The sequence below is a fragment of the Streptomyces flavofungini genome (assembly GCF_030388665.1).
Lineage (GTDB): Bacteria > Actinomycetota > Actinomycetes > Streptomycetales > Streptomycetaceae > Streptomyces > Streptomyces flavofungini_A.
The window spans coordinates 6,964,724-6,987,724 of sequence record NZ_CP128846.1 but is presented as its reverse complement, the minus strand read 5'-3'; the positions used below and the strand labels follow the sequence as shown (position 1 = coordinate 6,987,724).

The window sequence follows — 23,001 nt, the reverse complement described above, 5'->3', positions numbered from 1 at the left end:
CAGACGGCCATCCGCGGCCGGTCGCCCGTATCAGTGGCTGATACAGGCCCCGCGGACCCGGACATTCCATCCGGCGAATTAACGGAAGACCGTGTTCACCACTAGCGTTCAGGCGGTCACGGAGCGGGCATGAACAGGTGTACGAGGCACGAGTACGCCGGCGCACACACGGGAGGACACCAGCAGTGGTCGACGACACCGGCATCGGGGACCCGCCGGACGGGCTGACCGCAGCGGAGATCGGCATGTGGCAGGCGTTCCGCAACGGCAGCGTGTACGACCTGAGGTCGGGGGACGCCGCGGAGGACGATCCGCACGGCGGGTATCCCTGGGGCCCCGAGCGCAGTGTCCGGGCGCGCATCGTGTGCTGGCTGCTGCTCGACGGTCCGCCCGCGCTCGCGGGGCGGGTGTCGTCCCTGAAGCTGGCCGGGGTGCAGATCACGGACGTGCTCGACCTGGCGGGCGGCACCGTGGTGCCGTACACGGAGCTGAAGGGCTGCCGGTTCGAGAAGGAGATCCTGCTGCCCGAGGCCCGCTTCACCACGCTGCGCCTGGTCGACTGCTCCATCCCGCGTCTGGAGGCCGCCCGCCTGCACACCGAGGGCGATCTGCACATGCCGCGCTGCCGCCTGCACAACGGCATGCGGCTCACCGACGCCCACATCGGCACGGACCTGCTGCTCAACCAAGCCGTGGTCTACCGCGACCGGCGCGGCCGCTCGATCACGGGCGACGGCATGACGGTCGGCCAGGACCTGCAGGCCGAGATGCTGGAGTCGCACGGGGAGCTGAGCCTGCGCGGCGCGAAGGTCGGCGTCAGCCTGAGCCTGCGCGGCAGCCGCCTCGCCAACCCGTACAGCCGCCGCGCCCTGAACGCACCCCAGCTGACCGTCGAGCGCACGCTGTACCTGACCCCGGCGGGCGTCGGAAATCCCCCGCAGACCAGCGGCACGACACCCGCGCGCGGCACCCGCGTGCAGCGCTTCGAGTGCGAGGGCGGCATCCGCCTGGACGACGGACGCTTCGGCGACGCGGTGGATTTCGGCCAGGCGCGGTTCACGCTGCAGAACGACCAGGAGGTGTCGCTGCGCCGCGTCCAGACGCCCGAGCTGCGCTTCCTGTCCGAGGCGCCCCAGCGCGGCAGGATCGTGCTGTCCGGCGCGCGGGTGGTGAACCTGATGGACCGCTCCTCCAGCTGGCCGGGGCCCGGCAACCTGCAGATGGGCGGCTTCACGTACGAGAACCTCATCCCGCAGGGCAGCTTCCCGCTGTCGCGGCGCCTGGAGTGGGTGGCCGCGGCCACCGCCGAGTACAACCCCGAGCCGTACGAGAAGCTCGCCACCGTCCTGCGCAACGGCGGCGAGGACGCCGACGCCCGCGAGGTCCTGCTCGCCAAGCAGCGCCGCCGCCGCGAGACGCTGCCCGCGGCCGCCAAGCTCTGGGGGTACGCCCAGGACTGGACGGTGGCCTACGGCTACCGGCCCGGCCGGGCCGCGCTGTGGATGGCGGTCCTGTGGGCGGCGAGCGCCATCGCCTTCTCCCGCGCCGACCACCCCCCGCTCAAACCGGGCGAACACCCCAACTGGAACCCCTCCCTCTTCGCCCTCGACCTGCTCCTGCCCGTCATCAACCTCGGCCAGGACAGCTACTGGCAGCTCCGCGGGGGCTGGCAGTGGCTGGCCGCGGTCCTGATCCTGCTCGGCTGGATCCTGGCGACGACGGTGGCGGCGGGGGCCACACGGCTGCTGCGGCGGAACTGAGGGCGCGGGGGCGCGAGCGGGACGGTCCGGGGCGGCCGGGCCGGGGGCGGCCGCCTCGCGGGCGGCCCGCGCTTCGCGGCTGAACCGTTATCCGACGGAGGGCAACCATCGGCCCACCTCGCCCGTCAACACACGCGACCAGCAAGAGACCCGCTCGCGGACCACGAGCGGGCCGCAGCACCGACCACGACACCGGCCCCGGCGCCCCGCCCCACGCGGCGGCGCCGGTCGGGGCGCGAAGGGGGACAGCCAGATGCCGCTGCTGCGCGCCCTCGTCCGCACCGCCCGCATGATCCGGCACACCCCCCGCCTGGCCGACGGCCTGACCCCCGACGACGAAGTGCTGCTCGACGTGCCGGACGACCGACTGGGGCCCGCCCTGGTCGCGGCGGGCCGGGGCGAGTACGGCCCGGCCGCCAAGCTGCTCGCCACCACCCGCGAGGCCGCCGAGTGGGAGAACCGCGACCGGTACACGACCCGCCTCGCCGCCTTCGCCCGCTCCCGCTCGGAGTGGTTCGACGACTGGCTCTCCGCCGCCCCGCACGACCCGGACGCGCTGCTCCTCAAGGCCGAGCTGGCCGTCGTCCGCGGCTGGGAGTCGCCCGCCCGCGCGGAACTCCTGCGCGAGGTCAGCCCGCTGCTGACGGCCGCCGCCGACGCCGACCCGCGCGACCCGGTGCCCTGGCGCATCGCGCTCGACCACGCCCGCGGCACCCACGCCACGCACACCGAGTTCGAGGAGCTGTGGGCGCAGGCGGTGCGCCGCTCCTCGTACCACTACGGCTGCCACGCCTCGGCCCTGATGTACCTGTCGGCCGACTGGTACGGCTCGCACACCGAGTGCTTCCACTTCGCGGAGCGGGCGGCGGCCGACGCGCTGCCCGGCTCGCTGATACAGGCACTGCCGGTGCGCGCCGCGTTCGCGTACCTCACCAGCGCCGCCGGGAATCTGCCGCGCGAACGCCTGGACAAGGCGGCCGACCTGGCCATCGCCCTGTCCGGCGAGTACGCCGCCGCCGACCCCTGGCCCGCCGAGGTCCGCAACCTCCTCATGTACGTCCTGATCCGCCTGGAGCGCTGGCACGACGCCCTCGACCAGCTCCACCTGATCGGCCCGTACGCGACGTCCTTCCCCTGGGACCGGCTCTCCGACGACCCGCTCGGGCAGTTCCTGGAGCTGAGGGACGGGGTGCGCATAGAGGTCGCGGCGCGGACGCCGCTGCGGCCGCGGCGGAGCGACGCGGGCGGCCGGGGTGCCGACGGCCGTTAGGCTTTCCGATCGTGACGACCGTCCGGCTTCCGCTCTTCCCGCTCAACTCGGTGCTGTTCCCGGGGCTCGTGCTGCCCCTGAACGTCTTCGAGGAGCGTTATCGCGCCATGATGCGCGAACTCCTGAAGGTCCCCGACGACGAGCAGCGGCAGTTCGCGGTCGTGGCCATCCGCGACGGCCGCGAAGTGGCGCCGAGCGCGCCGGGCCTGCCCGACCAGACCGCGCAGCCCGAGCAGGGCCCCGCCGCGGGCTTCGGCGACGACCCGATGAAGGCGTTCCACGAGGTGGGCTGCGTCGCGGACGCGGCGACCATCCGGGAGCGCGAGGACGGCGGCTTCGAGGTGCTCGCCACCGGCACGACCCGGGTGCGGCTGCTCTCGGTGGACGCCTCCGGGCCCTACCTCGTCGGCGAGCTCGAACCGCTGGAGGAGCAGCCCGGCGAGGAGGCGGGCGCGCTCGCCGAGGGCGTCCTGCGCGCCTTCCGCTCGTACCAGAAGCGGCTCGCGGGTGCCCGTGAGCGGTCCCTGTCGACCAGCGCGGAGCTCCCCGACGAGCCCTCGGTCGTGTCCTACCTGGTCGCGGCGGCGGCCGTCCTCGACACCCCCACCAAGCAGGAGCTCCTCGAAGCGCCCGACACGGCGGCCCGGCTGCGCGCCGAGCTGAAATTGCTGCGCGCCGAGACCGCGATCATCCGTAACCTGCCGTCGTTGCCCGCGACGGAACTGACGCGCGGCACGACCAGCCTCAACTGAGGCGGGGCCGGACCCCCTCCCGTACGAACCGCGGAAGTTGGCGAGCAGCGTGGCGAAGAAGCAGAAGAAGACGCAGGCTGGCGGCACCCCCGCGACGGTCGCCCTCACCGCGGCGGGCACCGTCTTCACCGTGCACTCCTACGACCACGACCCCGCCCACCCCTCGTACGGCCAGGAGGCCGCCGAGGCCATGGGCGTGTCCCCCGACCGCGTCTTCAAGACCCTGGTCGCGGAGGTCGACGGCGAGCTGACCGTGGCGGTCGTCCCGGTCGCGGGCACCCTCGACCTGAAGGCGCTGGCCACGGCGGTCGGCGGCAAGCGCGCCACGATGGCGGACCCGGCGGCCGCCGAGCGCACCACCGGCTACGTCCGCGGGGGCATCTCCCCCCTCGGCCAGCGCAAGCGTCTGCGGACCGTCCTGGACGACTCGGCGTCCGCCCACCCCACGATCTGCGTCTCGGCGGGCCGCCGCGGCCTGGAGGTCGAGCTCTCCCCCGCCGACCTCGCCGCCCTCACCTCCGCGACACTCGCCCCGATCGGGCGTGAATGACCCCTCGACGGGGGCCCGGTCCTCGACTAGGACCACACCCATGTCGAAGAAGACGCGCAAGCGGAAGTGGCGGATACGCAAGGGCAAGTCCAACCACGGCAGGCGACCGGCGTAGGCCCGGCCGGGAGCTCCCCGGTCCCGCCCCTTCCCGGCTGCGTCGATATGCGGCTCCGCCGCGGAGGGGGCTGGATGGTTTCAGCCCCGTCCGGCCTTTGAGGACGAGGCGCGAAGCGCCGATAGCGGGGGTCCGGGGGCGCGGCTCCCGGTCTCGGGAAGGAGCGGGATCGGGGAATGCCCCACAGGGCCGCTACCGCTCCGGCCCTTCATGAGCATCCCGGTACGGACTCTCGTACGAGGAGAACGGCTCCGGATCCCGGGGCCCGAAGAGCCCCGTGAGCACCAGCTGCACGACCATCGCGGCGACGGGCCACGCGAGCAGCACCCCCTTGGCCTTCAGCTCCATGGGTGCGTCGAAGACCACCCCCGCCCCCACGTCCCGCGCATGCGCGGCCACATCGGTCTCGGGCCCGACCCAGACCCCCACCTTCCAGGCGAGCACAGCGCCGAGCAGCCCGCCCGCGGCGAGCCCGACGACGAGCGGGATCCCGCCCCGCCGCCGCACGAGGAACACCACGACCGCGCTGAGGAGCCCGAAGCCGAGCCCGAGGAGGGCGAACGTTCCGTCGACCCCGATGGCCTGCTCGCCCTCGGTGTCCTTGAGGTAGACGGTCGTCTTGTCGGCGATGAGCGGCACGCTGGGCGCGAGCCACAGCCACAGCAGCCCGAGCAGCACCCCACTGGCCGCGACCGCGACCCCGATCACCACGGCGTCCCGCACATCGGCCTTCAGGTCGGTCGTCACGGGGGTTCCGCCCTCCTCGTGCGCCGTCCCGGCCGCGTGCCCCGAGGACCGCGGGGGCTCCCGCCAGGGGTTGTCGGGGCCGGTGGAGTCGGCAGCGCCGACGGTGCTGTCTTCGGGGCGGTCGTGCGGCGGTTGGGAGGGTGTCAGCGGTGCGGTCACGCACACATGGTGCCAGCTCCGTCTGAGAACCGCGCCACCGGACGGCGGATCGGCGTCAGCGGACGGCGGCCCTCCGGTAGGCCCAGGTGGCGACGGCCAGCGAGGCGACGCCGACGCCCGCGCAGACCGCGAGGTCGAGGGCGACGGCGCCCCAGTCGGGGTCGGCTCCGAAGGTCCTCGCGAGGGCCTCCACGCCGTACGTGGAGGGCAGCAGGTCGCGGGCGTACTGCAGGAACTCGGGCATCCGCTCGGCCGGGAGCACCCCGAGCAGGAGCGCGGCGGACATGCCCATCTGGCCGAGCAGGGTGGCGAGTTCGGGCCGGGGCGCGAGCAGCCCGAGGGCGGCGCCGAGCCCGGCGAGGGCGGCGCCGGAGAGCGGGATGACGGCGGCGAGCACCCACAGGTGGGTCAGCGGCAGGCCGAAGAGCCCGCAGCCGACGACGGCCGTGACGATGGTGCCGGGGACGGTGAAGGAGGCGTACGCGGCGGCGGCGCCGAGGACGACGGCGGCGGGCGGCACGGGCAGCGTGGCGTAGTGGTCGAGGCCGCCGTCGCCGCGGAGCTGGCCGAAGTACTGGGCGAGGAGGTTCAGCGCGACGAACGCGACCACGAGGACGGAGGACCCGGCGACGACGGCGTGGGCCTCACCGCCCCCGTCCACGACGCCCCGCATCAGGATCATGATGCCGACGGACTGGAAGGTGGCGACGAAGAGCAGCGGGATCCGCGCGACGCGGGCCCGCGACAGCTGTGCCCGGTAGACGGCGCCCAGGGCCGGCAGGAGCCGCGCCCGGGCCCCGAGCGGCGCGACGGGGTCCGTCACCTCCGCGACGCGGTCCTCGGCGCGCACGACGGCTTCCAGCGGAACGGCACTCAACGGACAACCTTCCTACCGACGTCCTGACGCTTGCGGGCGGAGCCCACCCTGCTTCGTGCGTTGCTCTCACGGGCCGGGGTGACGGCTGGGCGGGCGGACGGCGTCCGCCGCCCGGCGGCGACCCCGCGAACCCCGCGGCGGAGAGGAGCTGTCACGCCTTCACCAGCCCGTCGCCGCCCCGCCCGCCCAGGGCGAGATACACATCCTCCAGGCTGGGCGTGGCCAACGTGAAGTCGTCGAGCGCGGCGAAGGCGCCCCCGCCGGTGACCGCGGCGACGGCCGCCCGTGCCTCCTCCGGTGCGAGCCGCAGCGTCCACTTGCGCCCGGACTCGACCGCCGAGGAGCGCAGCGCGGCGACCTCGGGCACCTCGACGGGCGCCCGCTCGCGCCAGACGAGCTCCACCCGGACCTCCCCGGCGACCTGCTCCTTGAGCCCGGCGGGCGTGTCGCAGGCGATGACCCGGCCGTGGTCGAGCACGGCGACGCGGTCGAGCACGGTCTCGGCCTCGATGACGTTGTGGGTGACGAGCAGGACGGTGGTGCCGCGCTCGGCGCGGCGCCGGTCGACGGCGCCCCACACGGCGCGCCGCGCCACCGGGTCCATGCCGGTCGTCGGCTCGTCGAGCACGAGCAGCCGCCGCTCCCCCACCAGGGCAGTGGCGAAGCAGGCGAGCCGGCGCTGGCCGCCGGAGAGCTTCTTCAGGGGCCGGGAGGCGAGGGCGGTGAGCCCCAGCTCGTCCAGGACGTCGTCGCGCTCGGCCCGCGCGCGGGCGGTGTCGAGCCCGCGCAGACGCGCGGTCGTCTCGACGGCGAGGGAGACGGTCAGCTCGTCCAGGGCGGTGGACTCCTGGCCCAGATAGGCGAGGAGCCTGGCGGCCCGCTCCGGGTGGCGCACGATGTCGTGGCCGAGGACGTGGACGCTGCCGCTGTCGGGCCGCATCAGGCCGGTCAGCTGGCGTACGAGGGTGGACTTGCCCGCGCCGTTGGGGCCGAGGAGGCCGAAGATCTCACCGCGGCCGACCTCGATGCCGAGGCCGTCGCTGGCCCGGACCTCGGGTGTGGCGGGCCTGCCGCGCCTGCCGCGGGCGGCGGGATAGACCTTGACCAGGTCACGCACGACGCAGACGGCATCGCTGCCGTGCCCCTGCCGGAGCCCCTGTCGGACTGCCTGTGCCGCGCGCGTACTCACGAAGGACGAGGGTACGGGGTCCTGTGTCCGGTAGGGCGCGCGGGGCGGCTCTCGCGCCCCCTCGTCGTACCGGAAAGGGGGCCCTCGTCCCCGCGCGCGATGCCTCGCGCCCAAGGCGCCAGGGACACCGATCCCCTGCTCACGGCCCTGCACATCGTGCTGCGCATCGCCCTGCGCATTCCGGCGCTCATTCCCCCGCGGGCGCGTGTTCGGCGGCCGTGCGTACGTCGATCTCGCGCCAGAAGCCCGCCCGGATCGCGTAGCGGTCGTGCTCGTCGATCTGGTCGTCCTTGTGGGCCAGCAGCCCGAACCGGGCGGCGTAGCGCAGCAGCTCGCCGTCGATGCGGTGCGGGATGCGCGGGTACATCGCGCCCAGCTTCTGGAGGTTGTGCTGCTCGGGCAGGCGCCCCATCCAGCGCCGGGCGAAGACCTGGCCGACCTCGTAGGGGTCGCCGCCGACGGTGGTGATGTCCTCCTCGCGGTCGGCCCAGCGCTGCTCGGCCGTGGTGAGCTGGGCGAGCGTGGGCAGCGCGGCGGCCTCCGGGGGCTCGGCGGGGGCGCCGGGGCGGTCGACCCAGCCCTTGTCGGACGACCAGCGCAGGGTCGCGCTCGCCGGCTCCTTGGGGTGGTGCACGCCGGGCGCGCGCAGGGCCGCGAGGTCCTTGGGGGTGGGCACGCCCTTCGTGGCCGGATGCCGGTCCCCGTTCTCCTGGGCGCGGGGGGCCGCGGCCGGGTGCGGGGCGGCGGCCTGCTCGGCGCTCGCGGCGAGCGCGGACTCGGGCAGCGGGGCGGAGAGGATCGCGGCGATCTCGGGGCGGGGGGCGGGCGGCGGGGCGCAGACGCCGGTCAGCTCCTTGGCACGGACGGCCTTGGTGATCCAGACGCGGTCCAGGACGCGGCGCTCGTCGGCCTCGGCGACCAGGTCCTCGGACTGGTTGTAGTCGCCGTCGGCGGCCTGCACGGCCCACAGGTGGACGGCGACGCCGTGCTCCTTGGCGGCCATCATGCCGGGCAGCAGATCGCCGTCGCCGGTGACGAGCACGACGTCGGAGCAGGCTCCGTTGCGGGCGAGCTCGGTCAGCTCGGCGTGCATGGCGGCGTCCACGCCCTTCTGCGCCCAGCGGCCGTCGCTGCGGGTCAGGGCGCCCAGGCGGACGGTGACGCGGGGCATGACGCGGAGCCTGCGGTGCTCCGGTTGGGGTACGCGGTCGGGGGCGCCGTCGAACCAGTAGATCCGCAGCAGCGGCCGCTCCGTGTCGGCTTCGGCGCGCTCGCGCAGCCCCTGGATGAGGGCGGTGTGGTCGACGGTGATCCTGGACCGGGACGGCTCTCCCGCGAGGAGGCTCGCGGCGGCTCCCAGCAGATACCCGGCGTCCACCAGGACGATGCAGCGGTCCACGCCATCCACCCTCTTTCCTGGAAGATTCCTGAAGGTGCCCGAAGATCCCACAGATCCCGGGCAGGGATCCGGCGATTCGGCGGATCGGGAGCTCCCGCGGATCCTGGAGGTCGCTTCGGGTTTCCTTCGAGTCTGCCCGACCTCGCGGAGGTTAACGGCCCGAACTCGATCTTCGGCGTGGCGTATCCGCCCGAACTCGGTGCGTGGCTCTTTCGAGTGGCCCGGCGAGGCCCTCTATGACGCACGGTAATTCTCCGAAATGCGCCTTTTACCGACCTATGTGAGTCTGGTCGCGTCCTGGCCCCTCGATCACCCTCAGGAGGAAGATCACCATGGCCAAGAACAAGAACCGCAAACAGAGCTCCCAGCAGAACCGCTCCTCGCAGGCCGAGCGCGCCAACGAGGAAGCCCGGTCGGCCGCGACCGAGGCCCAGCAGGCCATGCAGTCGCAGGCCCAGGGCAGCCCGGCGGATGTTGCTCGTAAGCACCAGCGCCGCTTCGGCCACAACTGACGCCGGCTGACGCCAACTGACGCCCGCGCAGGCACACATGAGGGGCGCACCCGGTCCGGGTGCGCCCCTTGGCCATGCGATGTGCGGTGTGCGCGCCGCCCTTGTCCGGGTCAGCCCGCCAGGCAGGACGGGCCGAGCAGCACCTTGAGGTCGCCGAAGAGCGCCGGGTCGGGCTTCACGCGGTGCCGGTCGAGCCGGAGCACGGTGGTCTTCTGCGCGCCCTGGAGCTTGATCCGCACCTCGCTGTTGCCCCGGTGGTGGCTGAGGATCTCACCGAGGCGCGTGACCATCGGCGGGCTCACCTTCACGGTCGGGATGGTGATCAGGACGGGCGCGTTGGTCCCGGCGTTCGACAGGTCGGGGACCTGCATCTCCATGGCGACGAGGCGGGGGACGTCCTCGCGCTTGTCGAGGCGTCCCTTGACGAACACCACGGCGTCCTCGACGAGTTGCGTGGACACGAGCTGGTACGTCGCCGGGAAGAACATGCACTCGATGGAGCCCGCCAGGTCCTCCACCGTCGCGATCGCCCAGGCGTTGCCCTGCTTGGTCATCTTGCGCTGCAGCCCGGAGATGATCCCGCCGATCGTGACCACCGCGCCGTCGGAGAAGTCCCCGCCGGTCAGCTGCCCGATGCCCGCGTCCGCCTTGTCCGAGAGCACGTGCTCGAGCCCGAACAACGGGTGGTCGGAGACGTACAGACCGAGCATCTCCCGCTCCTGCGCGAGCAGATACGTCTTGTCCCACTCGTCCTCGGAGAACTCCACGTCCAGGCCGAACCCGGGCTCGTCGGAGTCCTCCTCGCCCATCCCGCCGAACAGGTCGAACTGCCCCTCGGCCTCCTTGCGCTTGACGGCCACCACGTTGTCGATCATCGGCTCGTACTGCGCGGTCAGGCCCTTGCGGGTGTGCCCCATGGTGTCGAACGCGCCCGCCTTGATCAGCGACTCCGTCGTGCGCTTGTTGCACGCGGCCGCCTCCACCTTGTCCAGGTAGTCCGGGAACGAGGCGAACTTCCCCTTCGCCTTCCGCGACCGGATGATCGACTCCACCACGTTCGTGCCGACGTTGCGCACCGCCTCCAGGCCGAAGAGGATCATGTCGTCGCCCTGGGCGGCGAAGTTGTGCACCGACTCGTTCACGTTCGGCGGGAGCACCTTGATGCCCATGCGGCGGCACTCGTTCAGATAGACGGCCGACTTGTCCTTGTCGTCCTTGACCGAGGTGAGCAGGGCGGCCATGTACTCGGCCGGGTAGTTCGCCTTCAGATACGCGGTCCAGTACGTGACCAGGCCGTACGCGGAGGAGTGCGCCTTGTTGAACGCGTATCCGGCGAAGGGCACCAGGACGTCCCACAGGGCCTGGATCGCCTCGTCGCTGTAGCCGTTCTTCCGGGCGCCGGCCTGGAAGATCGCGAAGTTCTTCTCCAGCTCCTCGGGCTTCTTCTTGCCCATCACGCGGCGCAGGATGTCGGCCTCGCCGAGGGAGTACCCGGCGACGATCTGGGCGGCCTTCTGCACCTGCTCCTGGTACACGATCAGGCCGTAAGTGAGACCCAGCGTCTCCTTCAGGGGCTCTTCCAGCTCCTTGTGGATCGGCGTGATCTCCTGGCGGCCGTTCTTGCGCTCCGCGTAGTTCGTGTGCGAGTTCATGCCCATCGGGCCGGGCCGGTACAGGGCCGAGACGGCGGAGATGTCCTCGAAGTTGTCGGGCTGCATCTGGCGCAGGAGCGAGCGCATCGGGCCGCCGTCGAACTGGAAGACGCCGAGCGTGTCACCGCGGCAGAGCAGCTCGTACGTCTTCGGGTCGTCGAGCGGGATCTCCAGCATCTCCAGCTTGACGCCCTTGTTGGCCTCCACCATCTTCACGGCGTCGTCCATGATGGTGAGGTTGCGCAGGCCCAGGAAGTCCATCTTGATCAGGCCGAGCGACTCGCACTGCGGGTAGTCCCACTGCGTGATGGTGACGCCGTCGGTGTGCCGCACCCAGATCGGGGCGTGCTCGATGATGGGCTCGCTGGACATGATCACGCCGGCGGCGTGCACGCCCATCTGCCGGACCAGGCCCTCGACGCCCTTGGCGGTGTCGATGACCTTCTTGACGTCCGGCTCGTTCTCGTACATCGCCCGGATCTCGCCCGCCTCGCTGTAGCGCGGGTGGGAGGGGTTGGTGATGCCGTCCAGGTCGATGCCCTTGCCGAGGACGTCGGCGGGCATGGCCTTGGTGAGGCGGTCGCCCATCGCGTACGGGTAGCCGAGGACGCGGGCGGAGTCCTTGATGGCGTTCTTCGCCTTGATCTTGCCGTACGTGCCGATCATGGCGACCTTGTCCTCGCCGTACTTCTCGGTCACGTACCTGATCACTTCGACGCGCCGACGCTCGTCGAAGTCGATGTCGACGTCGGGCATGGAGACGCGCTCGGGGTTGAGGAAGCGCTCGAAGATCAGTCCGTGCTCGATCGGGTCGAGGTCGGTGATGCCCATGGCGTACGCCACGATCGAACCGGCCGCGGAGCCTCGGCCAGGGCCCACCGCGATGCCGTTGTTCTTGGCCCACATGATGAAGTCGGCGACCACGAGGAAGTACCCCGGGAACCCCATCTGGATGATGATGTCCATCTCGTAGTCCGCCTGCTGCTGGCGGTCCTCGGGGACACCTCCGGGGTAGCGGCGGGCCAGGCCGCGCCGCACCTCCTCCTTGAACCAGGTGGTGTTGGTGTAGCCCTCCTCCGGGATGTCGAACTTCGGCATGAGGTCGCGCTTCTCGAACATGCCGGTCGTGTCGATCTGCTCGGCCACCAGGAGGGTGTTGCGGCAGCCCTCCTGCCAGGCGTCCGAGGAGTCGATCGCGTACATCTCGTCGGTCGACTTCAGGTAGTAGCCGGTGCCGTCGAAGCGGAAGCGGTCGGGGTCCGAGAGGTTCTTGCCGGTCTGGATGCAGAGCAGGGCGTCGTGGGCGGTCGCCTCGTGCGCGTACGTGTAGTGCGAGTCATTGGTGACCAGGGGCGGGATGCCGAGCTTCTTGCCGATCTCCAGGAGGCCGTCGCGGACCCGGCGCTCGATCTCGATGCCGTGGTCCATCAGCTCCAGGAAGTACCGGTCCTTGCCGAAGATGTCCTGGTACTCGGAGGCCGCCTTCAGTGCCTCGTCGAACTGGCCGAGGCGCAGCCGGGTCTGCAGCTCGCCGGAGGGGCAGCCGGTGGAGGCGATCAGGCCCTCCGACCACTGGGAGATCGTCTCCTTGTCCATGCGCGGCCACTTCTGGAGCCAGCCCTCGGCGTAGGCGTCCGAGGACAGCTTGAAGAGGTTGTGCAGGCCCGTCTTGTTCGCCGCCCAGATCGTCTTGTGGGTGTAACCACCGGAACCGGAGACGTCGTCCCGCTTCTGGTGCGGCTGGCCCCACTGGATCTTGCGCTTGTTGCGCCGGGACTCCGGCGCCACGTACGCCTCGATGCCGATGATCGGGGTGACGCCCGCCTTCTGCGCCGAATGGAAGAAGTCGTACGCCCCGTGGAGGTTGCCGTGGTCGGACATCGCGATGTGCGTCATGCCCATCTCGTTGCACGCGTTGAACATGTCCTTCAGCCGCGCGGCACCGTCCAGCAGCGAGTACTGGGTGTGGACGTGCAGGTGCGTGAAGGGCGGCTTCGACACGACGTTGGCCTCCGGGGGAACTCTGCGGGTGGCGTGGGCGGACAGCGTGGAAGTCTAATCCGCGCGACTGACATCGAGGGCGAAAGCTGTGGCGCGCAGCGCCCCGATGAGGGGTGGCGGGAGGGCGGGCACTCGGGAGTACGGTCGGGCGTTGAGAAGAGGGCGGACGACCGTCCCCCACGTCATGCACCAGGAGGCACCCCGCGATGTCGGTCCCGCAGCCCACCGCCGACCAGCGCGGCGAGGAGATCCTCGCCGTCTTCGACACCGCGTTCGGCGAGCTGCTCGCCGCCGACCCCGCCGCGTTCCGGGTGAAGTTCCGGAAGATGGCGGCCTCGGCCTTCGCTTTCTACCGCGGCACGGCGTGCCTCTTCTACCACGACCTGGGCCGCGAGCAGCACGGCGGCGCGTACGTGGACGACCGCACCGGCCGGGTCTGGATCCACGGCGACCTGCACGCCGAGAACTTCGGCACGTACATGGACTCCCAGGGCCGCCTGATCTTCAACGTCAACGACTTCGACGAGGCGTACGTGGGCCCCTTCACCTGGGACCTGAAGCGCCTCGCCGCCTCCCTCGCCCTGATCGGGTACACGAAGGCGCTGAGCGACGAGCAGATCACCTCCTTGGTGCGCACGTACGCCGCGGCGTACCGCGAGCGGATCCACGACCTGGCGAGGGGCGCCAAGAGCGACGAGGTGCCGCCCTTCACGCTCGACACGGCCCAGGGCCCGCTCCTGGGCGCGCTGCGCGCCGCCCGCTCCCTGACCCGCTTCGAGCTCCTGGACTCGATGACGGAGATCCGCGACTTCGAGCGGCGCTTCGCGCCGGGCGGCGGCGCCATCGAGCTGGACGCCGCCACGCGGTACAAGGTCCTCGCCGCCTTCGACGGCTATCTGGAGACGCTGCCCGAGTCCTCCCTGACCCGCCCCGACTCGTATCGCGTGAAGGACGTCGTGGGCCGCCGCGGCATCGGCATCGGCTCGGCCGGACTGCCGTCGTACAACATCCTCCTGGAGGGCAACAGCGACGCCCTGGAGAACGACGTCGTCATCTACCTGAAGCAGGCCCAGACCCCGGCCGTCTCCCGGCACATCACCGACCCCGCCGTCCGCGGCTACTTCCAGCACGAGGGCCACCGCACGGTCATCTCCCAGCGGGCCCTGCAGGCGCACGCCGACCCCTGGCTCGGCTGGACGGAGCTCGACGGCGCGGGCCAGCTCGTCGCCGAGGTCTCGCCGTACGCGGTCGACCTGGACTGGTCGGACATCGACGACCTGGACGAGATCTCCTCCGTGGTGGCCGACCTGGGCCGGGCCACGGCCACGATGCACGCGGCCGCGGACGACGAGAGCGGTCACTCGGAGCTCGTGCCGTTCTCCACGGAGCGGGCCATCGACGCCGCCATCGCGGCCGACGAGGACGGCTTCGGCGACCTCCTGGTGGACTTCGCGCACGGCTACGGCGCCCGGGCCCGCGCGGACCACCAGGTCTTCGTCGACCTGTTCCGCAATGGCCGGATCCCGGGGCTGTAGCGGGTCGCCGTGTGCTTCACAGGGACCCTTTAGGGGTCTCTTATGACGGCTCGTGGCACACTCGCTTGCGCGATGGACATATCCGGGACCCCGATCAGAGTGGTGCGTGCGGCACTGTTCACGGCACTCGTCGTGATGCTGTCCGCCGCGTCGCACATCCTGCTGTCCCGGGCCCCGCTGCCGCTCACCACCTGCCTCGCCGTCACAGCCGGTGTGTACGTCATCGCGTACGCCCTCGCCGGGCGCGAGCGCGGGTTCGGCCGCATCGCCGCCCTGCTGATCCCGCTGGAGCTGGCCGCCGACACCGTCTTCACGTCGGGCCAGCACGTCTGCTACGGCCAGTCGGGCGGCCCCGTCACGGGCCCGCTGCGGTCCTTCGGCGTGGACGTGCTGTGCGGCGGCACCAGCGTCGGCACCCCGCTCGCCCGGATGGCGGGCGGTGAGAGCCACGGCGCCGCCTCCTTGCTCGCCGACGGCGGCCCCGCCACGGCCTGGCTGCTGCTCGGCGCGCACGTCGGGGTCGGGCTGCTCGCCGCGGCCTGGCTCGGGCGGATGGAGCGGGCCGTGGCGGGGCTGTTCCGGGCGGCGGCCGCGGCGACGTTCCGGCCGCTGCTGCTCGCGGTCGCCGCGGTGGCCCGCCGGGCCGGCCCGGCGCGCAGGCTGCCGCGCCCCGTCCGCCGGACGCCACTCGTGCGCACCCGGCTGCTCGTGCACTGCGTGGGACGGCGTGGACCGCCGTGCTCGGCCCTCTTCGCCTGAGCACAGCCGACCACGAACCGCCACACCCACGGAGAACCACCATGAGCAAGCGCAACAGCCAGGCCGCGAAGCAGGCCGCCCGCGAGCGGATCCGCGCCCAGCAGGAAGCCGAGCGCAAGCGCGAGAAGCGCAAGCGGTCCATCATCGTCGGCACGTCCATCGTCGGTGTCCTCGCCCTCGCGGGCGGCATCTCCTACGCCGTCATGCAGGGCAACAAGCCCGGCTACTGGGAAGAGGCCAAGGACAAGAAGCTCGTCAAGCCCGCGAACACCTCGGGCAAGGACGGCACGACCGTCGTCGTCGGCAAGGCGAGCGCCAAGAAGACCCTCAAGGTCTACGAGGACCCGCGCTGCCCGATCTGCGCGAGCTTCGAGCAGGCCGTCGGCCCGACGGTCGAGAAGGACATCAAGGACGGCAAGTACAAGGTCCAGTTCGTCGGCGCCACCTTCCTGGACCGCAACATCCCGGGCGAGGGCTCCCGCAACGCGATGAGCGCGCTCGGCGCCGCCCTGAACGTCTCCCCGGACGCGTTCCTCGCCTACAAGAAGGCGCTGTACTCGGCGGACAACCACCCGAGCGAGCAGGACGACAAGTTCAAGGACGACTCATACCTGATCAAGGTCGCGAACGAGGTCCCCGAGCTCAAGAAGAGCGACGCCTTCAAGAAGGCGGTCAAGGACGGTACGTACGACCGCTGGGCGCTGGCCATGGGGCAGGCGTTCCAGGACGACAAGGACGGCGTCGAGGGCACCCCGGCGTTCGTCATGAACGGCAAGCAGCTCAAGGGAGCCGACGGCAAGAACGCGCCGATGTCGGTCGAGGACTACAACAAGGCCGTCGACGCGGCGCTGAAGGGCTGACCGCGACGTCGAAGGGCTGATGCGGGAGTCATCACGCAAGCGCAGTAGGCGTGTTGCGGAAGAGCGGGCGAACTTTCGGGGGTCGCCCGCTCTTCGCCGTTACCGGTCCGTAGGGTGATCCCTCATGACCAGTCGAAGAGACAACTCCCTTACGCCCGCTGAGGGTCCCGGCAAACCGTCGGCCGCCCTCACCCCGCGCCGCCGCACCGTCGTCAAGGCCGCGGCCGCCACCGCCGCCCTCGCCGCCCCGCTGGCCGCGGCCCTGCCCGCCCGCGCCGCCACCGGCCCGGCCTTCCTGCACGGTGTCGCCTCCGGCGACCCGCTGCCCGACGGCGTCCTGCTGTGGACGCGGATCACGCCGACGCCCGACGCCGTGCCCGGATCCGGCAAGGGGCCGGACACCGAGGTGCGGTGGGAGATAGCCGAGGACAAGGGCTTCAGCAAGGTCGTGGGCCGCGGCTCGACCACCGCGAAGGCGGCGGGCGACCACACGGTCAAGGCCGATGTAAGGGGCCTGCGCCCGGCGACCACCTATTACTACCGCTTCTCCGTAGGCAGCGACGCGCCCGTGCTCTCCCCCGTGGGCCGCACCCGCACCGCCCCGGCCCACGAGACCGCCGCGCCCGGCATCCGCTTCGGCGTCGTGTCGTGCTCCAACTGGGAGGCCGGCTACTTCTCCGCGTACCGCCATCTCGCCGCCCGCACCGAGCTCGACGCGGTCCTGCACCTCGGCGACTACCTGTACGAGTACGCGTCCGGCGGCTTCGCCTCGTCCGGCGACGTCGTGCGCGAGCACCAGCCGAAGCACGAGATCCTCAGCCTCGCCGACTACCGGATCCGGCACGGCGCCCACAAGACCGACCCCGACGCGCAGGCCATGCACGGCACCCACCCCGTCATCGCGATCTGGGACGACCACGAGGTCGCCAACGACGCCTGGTCGGGCGGCGCGGAGAACCACACGCCGGAGACCGAGGGCCCTTGGGCCGCGCGCGTGGCCGCCGCCAAGCAGGCGTACTTCGAGTGGATGCCGGTGCGCCCGGCCACCGAGGGCACCGTCTACCGCCGGCTGCGCTTCGGCAAGCTCGCCGACCTGCACCTGCTCGACCTGCGCTCGTTCCGCTCGAAGCAGGCGGGGGTGGGCAGCGGTGACGTCGACTCGCCGGACCGCACGATCGCGGGCCGCGCCCAACTCGACTGGCTGAAGGCGGGCCTGGCCGCCTCGGACGCCGCGTGGAAGCTGGTCGGCACGTCGGTGATGATCTCGCCGGTCGCGTTCGGCTCGCTGCCCGCGTACCTCCTCAAGCCCCTCGCGAAGCTGCTCGGCCTGCCCGAGGGCGGTCTCGCCGTCAACACCGACCAGTGGGACGGCTACGCCCACGACCGCAAGGAACTCATCGGGCACCTGCGGGACAAGGGCATCCGGAACACCGTCTTCCTGACCGGTGACATCCATATGGCGTGGGCCAACGACGTGCCGGTGACCGCCGCCACGTACCCGGCGTCGCCGTCCGCGGCCACGGAGTTCGTCGTCACGTCCGTGACGTCCGACAACGTCGACGACCTCCTGAACGTCCCGCCGCAGACCCTGTCCCTGGTCGGCGTCGCCGCGATCAAGGCCGCCAACCGCCACGTGAAGTGGCTCGACATGGACTCCCACGGATACGGCGTCCTGGACGTCACGGCGGAGCGCTCGCAGATGGACTACTACATCGTCTCCGACCGCACGGACCCCGAGGCGACGTCCTCGTGGGCGCGTTCGTACCGGACGCTCGCCGGTACCCAGAAGGTGGAGCGGGTGCGGGCACCGGTACGGTGACAACCCGGCGTCCAGGAGCGGACCCGGGCCCTCCGTTCCCTTACCCTGTCGCTCATGAGCGACCAGGGGGACATAGTCGACGGGCGTTTCGAGCTGCTCGAACGGCTCGGCAGCGGCGGCATGGGCACGGTGTGGCGGGCGCGCGACACCGTGCTGCACCGTGAGGTGGCGCTGAAGGAAGTCCGGCCCCAGGGGCCGGAGTTGTCCGGCGACGCCGCACGGGTGCTGCGGGAGCGGGTGCTGCGCGAGGCCCGGGCGCTGGCCCGGGTCAATCACCCCCATGTCGTGACGATCCACCAGATCGTCGATGTGGGGCCGCACCCGTGGCTGGTGATGGAGCTGCTCCCGGGCCGCACCCTCCAGGATCTCCTGGAGGAACGCAGCCTGCCCCCGCGAGAGGCGGCGCGCCTGGGCCGGGAACTGCTCTCGGCCCTGCGCGCCGCCCACGCCGCAGGCGTCCTGCACCGCGACATCAAGCCCGCCAACGTGCTGCTGCGGGCGTCGTCCGACCGTCCCGATGCTGTTCCGCCCGCTGTCCTGACCGACTTCGGGGTCGCCGCGCTTCAGGGCTCCACGCAGCTCACGGCCACCGGCGAGCTCATCGGCTCGCCCGAGTACATCGCGCCCGAGCGCGTCCGGGGCACCGACGAGGAGGGACCGGCCTCCGACCTGTGGTCGCTGGGTCTGGTCCTGTACATCGCCGTGGAGGGGGTGAGTCCGCTGCGCCGCGCGACGCCCCTGGCCACCCTGGCCGCGGTCCTCGACGAGCCGGTGCCGCCGCCGGTGCGCTCCGGCCCGCTCTCACCGGTCCTGGAGGCGCTGCTCGTACGGGACCCGGCGCGGCGCCCTGACGCGGCCCGCCTGGACACGATGCTCGCCGCCGTGGCGGACGACGTCGCGTGGCAGCCCACCGAGACGGCGCCGCGCCCGCCCTTCACACCCCCCGCGCCGCCACCGCCACCCGGTTCGCGGAGCCACGCCCACGCGCGGCCACCCCTCGATCCACCACCGGACACCACGCGCCGGACCCCGCTCCGGGGCGACGCCCGCGGCCGCACACCCGTGATCGTCGCCGCGGTGGCGGTGGCCCTCGCCCTGGTGGCGGGCCTGGCACTGGCCCTGACCTTGCGCGACGGCGGGGGCGGGGGCGCGGAGGGCAAGGACGGCGGGCAGGCGGCCGGATCGGGGTCCGCGTCACCGCGTACGAAGGAACCTTCCCCGCGGCCCACCGACACCCCGACCGGCGGGAAGCCCACGGGCCCCTCGAAGCCGCCCGCGTCCGGCCGCTGGATCGCCCAGCTGCACTCCGAGCCGCTCTCGTCGTCCGCCGCGACCCGCGACCGCAAGCTCGCCGCCGTCCGCAGGACCGTGCCGGAGGCGCAGTACCTGCGCAGCGACGACTACGCCTCGCTGCACCCGGGGTACTGGGTGTTCTACGCGCCGGGCCCGTTCGCCGACGGGCGTGCGGCGCTGCAGTTCTGCGCGGAGCGCGGCCGCACCTCGGGGACCACGTGCGTGGGGCGCTACCTCAGCGACAGCGCCGGGGACCTCGGGCTCCAGTGCAAGCCGCCCGCGAGCAGCCCGGCGGGCCGCTGCGTGCGGTCCTGAGGCGGGACCGGCCGGGGCCGACCGGTCCCTGGGCCGACGCCTACAGGCTCTCCAGGAACCCCAGCGCCGTGCGCCACGTCGCCTCCGCCGCCTCGGCGTCGTAGTCGTCGAGGTCCGGGTCGGTGTACAGGTGCCCGGCGCCCGCGTACCGGTAGACCTCCACGTCGGCGCCCGCGCGGCCCATCTGGAGGTACCAGGCGCTGAGCCAGTCGTCCGTCTCGAACGCGTCGGGCTCGGCGACGTGCAGCTGCACGGGGAGCTCGTCCACGGACGCGTTCTCCGCGATGTCCGACGTGCCGTGCAGGAGCAGCAGGCCGCGCGCCTTGGCGTCGCCGAGGGCGAGGGTCTGCGCGGTGGCGGCGCCGAGCGAGAAGCCCGCGTAGACGAGGCCCCGGTCGGAGTAGGGCGCGGCGGCCAGGACCGCGCGCTTGAGCAGCTCGTCGTTGCCCAGCTCGTCCTTGAAGGCCAGCCCTTCCTCGACGGTCTCGAAGGTGCGGCCGTCGAAGAGGTCCGGGGTCCACACCTCGTGCCCGGCGGCCCGCAGCCGGTCGGCCGCCGCGCGCACCGCGGGCCGCAGCCCGTACGTCGAATGGAAAAGCATGATGTTCATGGGGCCATCGTGCCACCTACCCTCAAGGGCATGGAGAACGTGCTGCGTCCGTTGATCGTGGTCGGCGGCTCGGTCGTGCTCACGCTCGCGGTCGGCTGGGTGGCCGACTGGGCGTTGCGCCGGGCCGCCGACAGACGGCCCGGGCAGCCGCTGTGGGAGCTGCTGCGCCGCTGCCGACTGCCGTTGCAACTGGTGCTGTGCGCGGCGCTGCTGCGCGGGTCGTACGCCCAGACGAAGATCGCCGAGGGGTATTCGGTGGGCATCGGCAGAGCGCTCACGCTGGTGCTCATCGCCTCGGTGGCCTGGCTCGCGGTGCGGATCTCGGCGGCCGTGGTGGAGTCGTCGTACGCGCGCTACGCCTCCGCGCACCGCGACCCGGCCCGGGTCCGGCGCGTGCGCACGCAGGTCACGCTGATCCAGCGCGTGGTCGCGGCGATCGTCGGCGTGGTGGCCGCCGCCGCGATGCTGCTCACGTTCCCCGCCATGCAGGCGGCCGGGGCCTCGCTGCTCGCGTCGGCGGGCATCCTCGGCATCGTGGCGGGTGTGGCCGCCCAGTCCACGCTCGCCAACCTCTTCGCGGGGCTGCAGATCGCGTTCGGCGACATGGTGCGGATCGGGGACACGGTGGTGGTGGACGGCGAGTGGGGTGTCGTCGACGAGATCACGCTGACGTTCCTGACGGTGCGCACCTGGGACGAGCGCCGGATCACGATGCCGGTGTCGTACTTCACCTCGAAGCCGTTCGAGAACTGGTCCCGCGGCGGCGCCCAGATGACCGGCACCGTCTTCCTCCAGCTCGACCACTCGGCCCCGATGGCTCAGATGCGCGAGAAGCTGCACGAGATCCTGCGCGAGTGCGCCGCCTGGGACGGCCGGGACTGGGGTCTCGCGGTCACGGACACGACGCCGAACACCGTGCAGGTACGGGCCCTGGTGACGGCCAAGGACGCCGACGACATCTGGACGGTGCGGGTCACGGTCCGCGAGCAGCTCGTCGCCTGGCTGACCGAGCACCATCCGTACGCGCTGCCCCGGGTCAACACGGCCTGGGCGGTGGAGCCGCCGGACGGGGGCCATCCGCATCCGGTGACGCCGTACGTGCCGCGGACGGGGCGGGGCTGAGACGGTGGGTCCGGGGGCCGGGGCGGGAGCGGCCCGCACGCCCCGGCCCGTGCGTCAGCGCAGGCTGCGCACGTCCAGGTGGTGCAGGACCCGGTCCACGATCTCCGGGTCGTAGCCGGGTTCGCTGCGTGCGGCGAGAACCTCGTGGCGGGCGGCCGACATCATCTCGCGCTGGATGCGCTGGACGGCCTTGAAACGGTCGACGCGGGTGGCGTACCGCTCGCGCCGCTCGTCGTCCAGGATGTCGGGGCTGATCCGGGCGCCGATGTCGAAGGCTCCGCGCAGCAGCCGCTCGGCGACCTCCTCCGGCAGCTCCTCGACCTCCTCGATCTCCTTGAGGCGCGCCTTGGCGGCCTTCGCGGCGCGCACGGCGAGTTCGCGCTCAAGGGCCCGCTCGGCGTCGGTGTCGGCACGCACGCCGAGCTTCTTGACCAGCCACGGCAGGGTCAGTCCCTGGGCGATCAGGGTCGCGATGATCACGCAGAAGGCGATGAAGACGATCTCGTCACGGGCCGGGAACGGAGCCCCGTCGTCCGTCTTGAGCGGAATGGCGAGGGCCAGCGCGACCGAGGCCACGCCGCGCATGCCGGACCACCACATGACGACCGTCTCGCGCCAGCTGGTCGGGATCTCCTCGTCGTAGTCGCGGCGCTTGTGCAGCCGCTTGGCCAGCCAGGTGGCGGGCAGCAGCCACATCAGCCGCACGCCGACGACGACCGCCACGATGGCGGCGCCCCAGCCGACCATCTCCCACTCGCGCCCGTCGGCGGTGCCGAAGACGTTGTGCAGTTCGAGGCCGATGAGGCCGAACGCGACACCGGTGACGAGGGTGTCGACGATCTCCCAGAAGGACTGCCCGGTGATCCGGCCGAGCACGTCGTCGGCGTCGACGGCGCGCTCGGCGAGGTAGAGGGCCGTGGTCAGGACGGCGAGGACGCCGGAGCCGAGGAGTTCCTCGGCGAGTACGTAGGCGACGAACGGCACGAGCAGCGTCAGGCCGGTCTGCAGGGTGGCGTCGTTCAGGAGGCCCATGAGCTTGTTGGAGAGCCAGCCGAGGGCGAGGCCGACGGCGACGGCGACGACGGCGGAGAGCACGAGCTGGCCGACGGCCGACGGCCAGGAGAAGGTGCCGCTGACGGCGGCGGCGATGGCCACGTGGTACAGCACGATCGCGGTGACGTCGTTGAAGAGCCCCTCGCCCTCCAGGATCGACACCAGGCGCCGCGGCAGGCCGAGCGAACCGGCGACGGCGGTCGCGGCCACCGGGTCCGGCGGGGCGACGAGCGCGCCGAGCGCGACGGCCGCGGCGAGCGGCAGCCCCGGCACGACGGCGTTGGCCACGGCCGCGACGGCCGCCGTCGTCACGAACACGAGCGCCACGGCGAGCAGCAGGATGGGCCGGATGTTGGCCGCGAACTGCCGCCAGGACGTGCGCTGCACGGACGCGTACAGGAGCGGCGGCAGGACCAGCGGGAGGATCAGTTCAGGCGCGATCTCGACGTTCGGTACGAACGAGAGGAACGCGAGCACGCCCCCGAACAGCGTCATGAGCACCGGCGCGGGCAGCCCGATCCGGTCCCCCAACGGCACGGTGACCAGGGCCCCCAGCAACAACAGGAGCAGCAACGCCAGTTGATCCACGGGATGCCCTCCGGCAGCGAGAAACCGAAACGATCAGCCCCTCAACTCTGCCACGCACCCCCCA

General features: G+C 72.1%; 18 protein-coding genes. 11 read left to right on the top strand and 7 right to left on the bottom strand.

The window, feature by feature from the left end; translation table 11 throughout:
- Window positions 1-245: 245 nt before the first annotated feature.
- The 4 genes from QUY26_RS29870 to ybaK all read left to right on the top strand — a co-directional run bounded on the left by QUY26_RS29870 (window position 246) and on the right by ybaK (window position 4,332).
- Window positions 246-1,760 carry an oxidoreductase gene (locus QUY26_RS29870; protein ID WP_436840537.1) on the top strand — a complete coding sequence of 505 codons (1,515 nt, stop codon included), beginning with the start codon at window positions 246-248 and terminating at the stop codon, window positions 1,758-1,760.
- A gap of 253 nt (window positions 1,761-2,013) precedes the next feature.
- Window positions 2,014-3,030, top strand: a complete 1,017-nt coding sequence (locus tag QUY26_RS29865) for a hypothetical protein (RefSeq protein ID WP_289952010.1) — start codon at window positions 2,014-2,016, stop codon at window positions 3,028-3,030.
- A gap of 11 nt (window positions 3,031-3,041) precedes the next feature.
- Entirely contained in the window at window positions 3,042-3,782 is a 741-nt protein-coding gene (locus tag QUY26_RS29860; protein ID WP_289952008.1) for an LON peptidase substrate-binding domain-containing protein, read from the top strand.
- A 49-nt stretch (window positions 3,783-3,831) separates the two neighbouring features.
- Window positions 3,832-4,332, top strand: a complete 501-nt coding sequence (ybaK, locus tag QUY26_RS29855) for a Cys-tRNA(Pro) deacylase (RefSeq protein WP_289952007.1) — start codon at window positions 3,832-3,834, stop codon at window positions 4,330-4,332.
- A 307-nt stretch (window positions 4,333-4,639) separates the two neighbouring features.
- Here ybaK and QUY26_RS29850 read toward each other — a convergent pair whose 3' ends face one another.
- From QUY26_RS29850 to QUY26_RS29835, 4 genes are all read right to left on the bottom strand, one after another.
- Window positions 4,640-5,353, bottom strand: coding sequence for a DUF2567 domain-containing protein (locus tag QUY26_RS29850; RefSeq protein WP_289952006.1), 714 nt, complete (start codon window positions 5,351-5,353; stop codon window positions 4,640-4,642).
- 55 nt (window positions 5,354-5,408) lie between these two features.
- On the bottom strand, window positions 5,409-6,215 hold the full coding sequence (locus QUY26_RS29845; protein ID WP_436840536.1) for an ABC transporter permease: 807 nt from the start codon (window positions 6,213-6,215) through the stop codon (window positions 5,409-5,411).
- Window positions 6,216-6,381: 166 nt separating this feature from the next.
- Window positions 6,382-7,347: an ABC transporter ATP-binding protein gene (locus tag QUY26_RS29840; RefSeq protein ID WP_289952004.1), complete on the bottom strand. Its 966-nt coding sequence runs from the start codon at window positions 7,345-7,347 to the stop codon at window positions 6,382-6,384.
- A 259-nt stretch (window positions 7,348-7,606) separates the two neighbouring features.
- On the bottom strand, window positions 7,607-8,818 hold the full coding sequence (locus QUY26_RS29835; protein ID WP_289952002.1) for an NYN domain-containing protein: 1,212 nt from the start codon (window positions 8,816-8,818) through the stop codon (window positions 7,607-7,609).
- Window positions 8,819-9,150: 332 nt separating this feature from the next.
- Here QUY26_RS29835 and QUY26_RS29830 point away from each other — a divergent pair, with 332 nt between their 5' ends.
- A complete protein-coding gene (locus QUY26_RS29830) occupies window positions 9,151-9,330 on the top strand; it encodes a hypothetical protein (protein WP_289951999.1) in 180 nt (59 codons plus the stop codon).
- Window positions 9,331-9,440: 110 nt separating this feature from the next.
- Here the strand turns inward: QUY26_RS29830 and dnaE are convergent, their stop codons facing one another.
- Window positions 9,441-12,983, bottom strand: a complete 3,543-nt coding sequence (gene dnaE, locus QUY26_RS29825) for a DNA polymerase III subunit alpha (protein WP_289951997.1) — start codon at window positions 12,981-12,983, stop codon at window positions 9,441-9,443.
- Between the two features lie 206 nt (window positions 12,984-13,189).
- On the opposite strand from dnaE, the gene QUY26_RS29820 reads away from it, so the two are divergent.
- The 5 genes from QUY26_RS29820 to QUY26_RS29800 all read left to right on the top strand — a co-directional run bounded on the left by QUY26_RS29820 (window position 13,190) and on the right by QUY26_RS29800 (window position 19,564).
- On the top strand, window positions 13,190-14,518 hold the full coding sequence (locus QUY26_RS29820) for a DUF2252 domain-containing protein (RefSeq protein ID WP_289951996.1): 1,329 nt from the start codon (window positions 13,190-13,192) through the stop codon (window positions 14,516-14,518).
- A 72-nt stretch (window positions 14,519-14,590) separates the two neighbouring features.
- Window positions 14,591-15,277, top strand: a complete 687-nt coding sequence (locus QUY26_RS29815) for a hypothetical protein (RefSeq protein ID WP_289951994.1) — start codon at window positions 14,591-14,593, stop codon at window positions 15,275-15,277.
- A 41-nt stretch (window positions 15,278-15,318) separates the two neighbouring features.
- Window positions 15,319-16,137: a thioredoxin domain-containing protein gene (locus tag QUY26_RS29810; RefSeq protein WP_289951992.1), complete on the top strand. Its 819-nt coding sequence runs from the start codon at window positions 15,319-15,321 to the stop codon at window positions 16,135-16,137.
- Window positions 16,138-16,261: 124 nt separating this feature from the next.
- On the top strand, window positions 16,262-17,956 hold the full coding sequence (locus tag QUY26_RS29805) for an alkaline phosphatase D family protein (RefSeq protein WP_289951990.1): 1,695 nt from the start codon (window positions 16,262-16,264) through the stop codon (window positions 17,954-17,956).
- Window positions 17,957-18,010: 54 nt separating this feature from the next.
- A complete protein-coding gene (locus QUY26_RS29800) occupies window positions 18,011-19,564 on the top strand; it encodes a serine/threonine-protein kinase (RefSeq protein ID WP_289951988.1) in 1,554 nt (517 codons plus the stop codon).
- Between the two features lie 40 nt (window positions 19,565-19,604).
- Here the strand turns inward: QUY26_RS29800 and QUY26_RS29795 are convergent, their stop codons facing one another.
- Window positions 19,605-20,174: a dienelactone hydrolase family protein gene (locus tag QUY26_RS29795; protein WP_289951987.1), complete on the bottom strand. Its 570-nt coding sequence runs from the start codon at window positions 20,172-20,174 to the stop codon at window positions 19,605-19,607.
- 30 nt (window positions 20,175-20,204) lie between these two features.
- Here QUY26_RS29795 and QUY26_RS29790 point away from each other — a divergent pair, with 30 nt between their 5' ends.
- On the top strand, window positions 20,205-21,296 hold the full coding sequence (locus tag QUY26_RS29790; RefSeq protein WP_289951985.1) for a mechanosensitive ion channel family protein: 1,092 nt from the start codon (window positions 20,205-20,207) through the stop codon (window positions 21,294-21,296).
- 54 nt (window positions 21,297-21,350) lie between these two features.
- Here the strand turns inward: QUY26_RS29790 and QUY26_RS29785 are convergent, their stop codons facing one another.
- Window positions 21,351-22,937, bottom strand: coding sequence for a Na+/H+ antiporter (locus QUY26_RS29785; protein ID WP_289951983.1), 1,587 nt, complete (start codon window positions 22,935-22,937; stop codon window positions 21,351-21,353).
- Between the last annotated feature and the right edge of the window lie 64 nt (window positions 22,938-23,001).

Coding starts and splice junctions, on each gene's coding strand:
- QUY26_RS29865 (WP_289952010.1), top strand. CDS start 2,014: ATGCCGCTGCTGCGCGCCCTCGTCCGCACCGCCCGCATGATCCGGCAC.
- QUY26_RS29810 (WP_289951992.1), top strand. CDS start 15,319: ATGAGCAAGCGCAACAGCCAGGCCGCGAAGCAGGCCGCCCGCGAGCGG.
- QUY26_RS29870 (WP_436840537.1), top strand. CDS start 246: ATGTGGCAGGCGTTCCGCAACGGCAGCGTGTACGACCTGAGGTCGGGG.
- QUY26_RS29830 (WP_289951999.1), top strand. CDS start 9,151: ATGGCCAAGAACAAGAACCGCAAACAGAGCTCCCAGCAGAACCGCTCC.
- QUY26_RS29805 (WP_289951990.1), top strand. CDS start 16,262: ATGACCAGTCGAAGAGACAACTCCCTTACGCCCGCTGAGGGTCCCGGC.
- QUY26_RS29795 (WP_289951987.1), bottom strand. CDS start 20,174: ATGAACATCATGCTTTTCCATTCGACGTACGGGCTGCGGCCCGCGGTG.
- QUY26_RS29815 (WP_289951994.1), top strand. CDS start 14,591: ATGGACATATCCGGGACCCCGATCAGAGTGGTGCGTGCGGCACTGTTC.
- QUY26_RS29820 (WP_289951996.1), top strand. CDS start 13,190: ATGTCGGTCCCGCAGCCCACCGCCGACCAGCGCGGCGAGGAGATCCTC.
- QUY26_RS29790 (WP_289951985.1), top strand. CDS start 20,205: ATGGAGAACGTGCTGCGTCCGTTGATCGTGGTCGGCGGCTCGGTCGTG.
- QUY26_RS29800 (WP_289951988.1), top strand. CDS start 18,011: ATGAGCGACCAGGGGGACATAGTCGACGGGCGTTTCGAGCTGCTCGAA.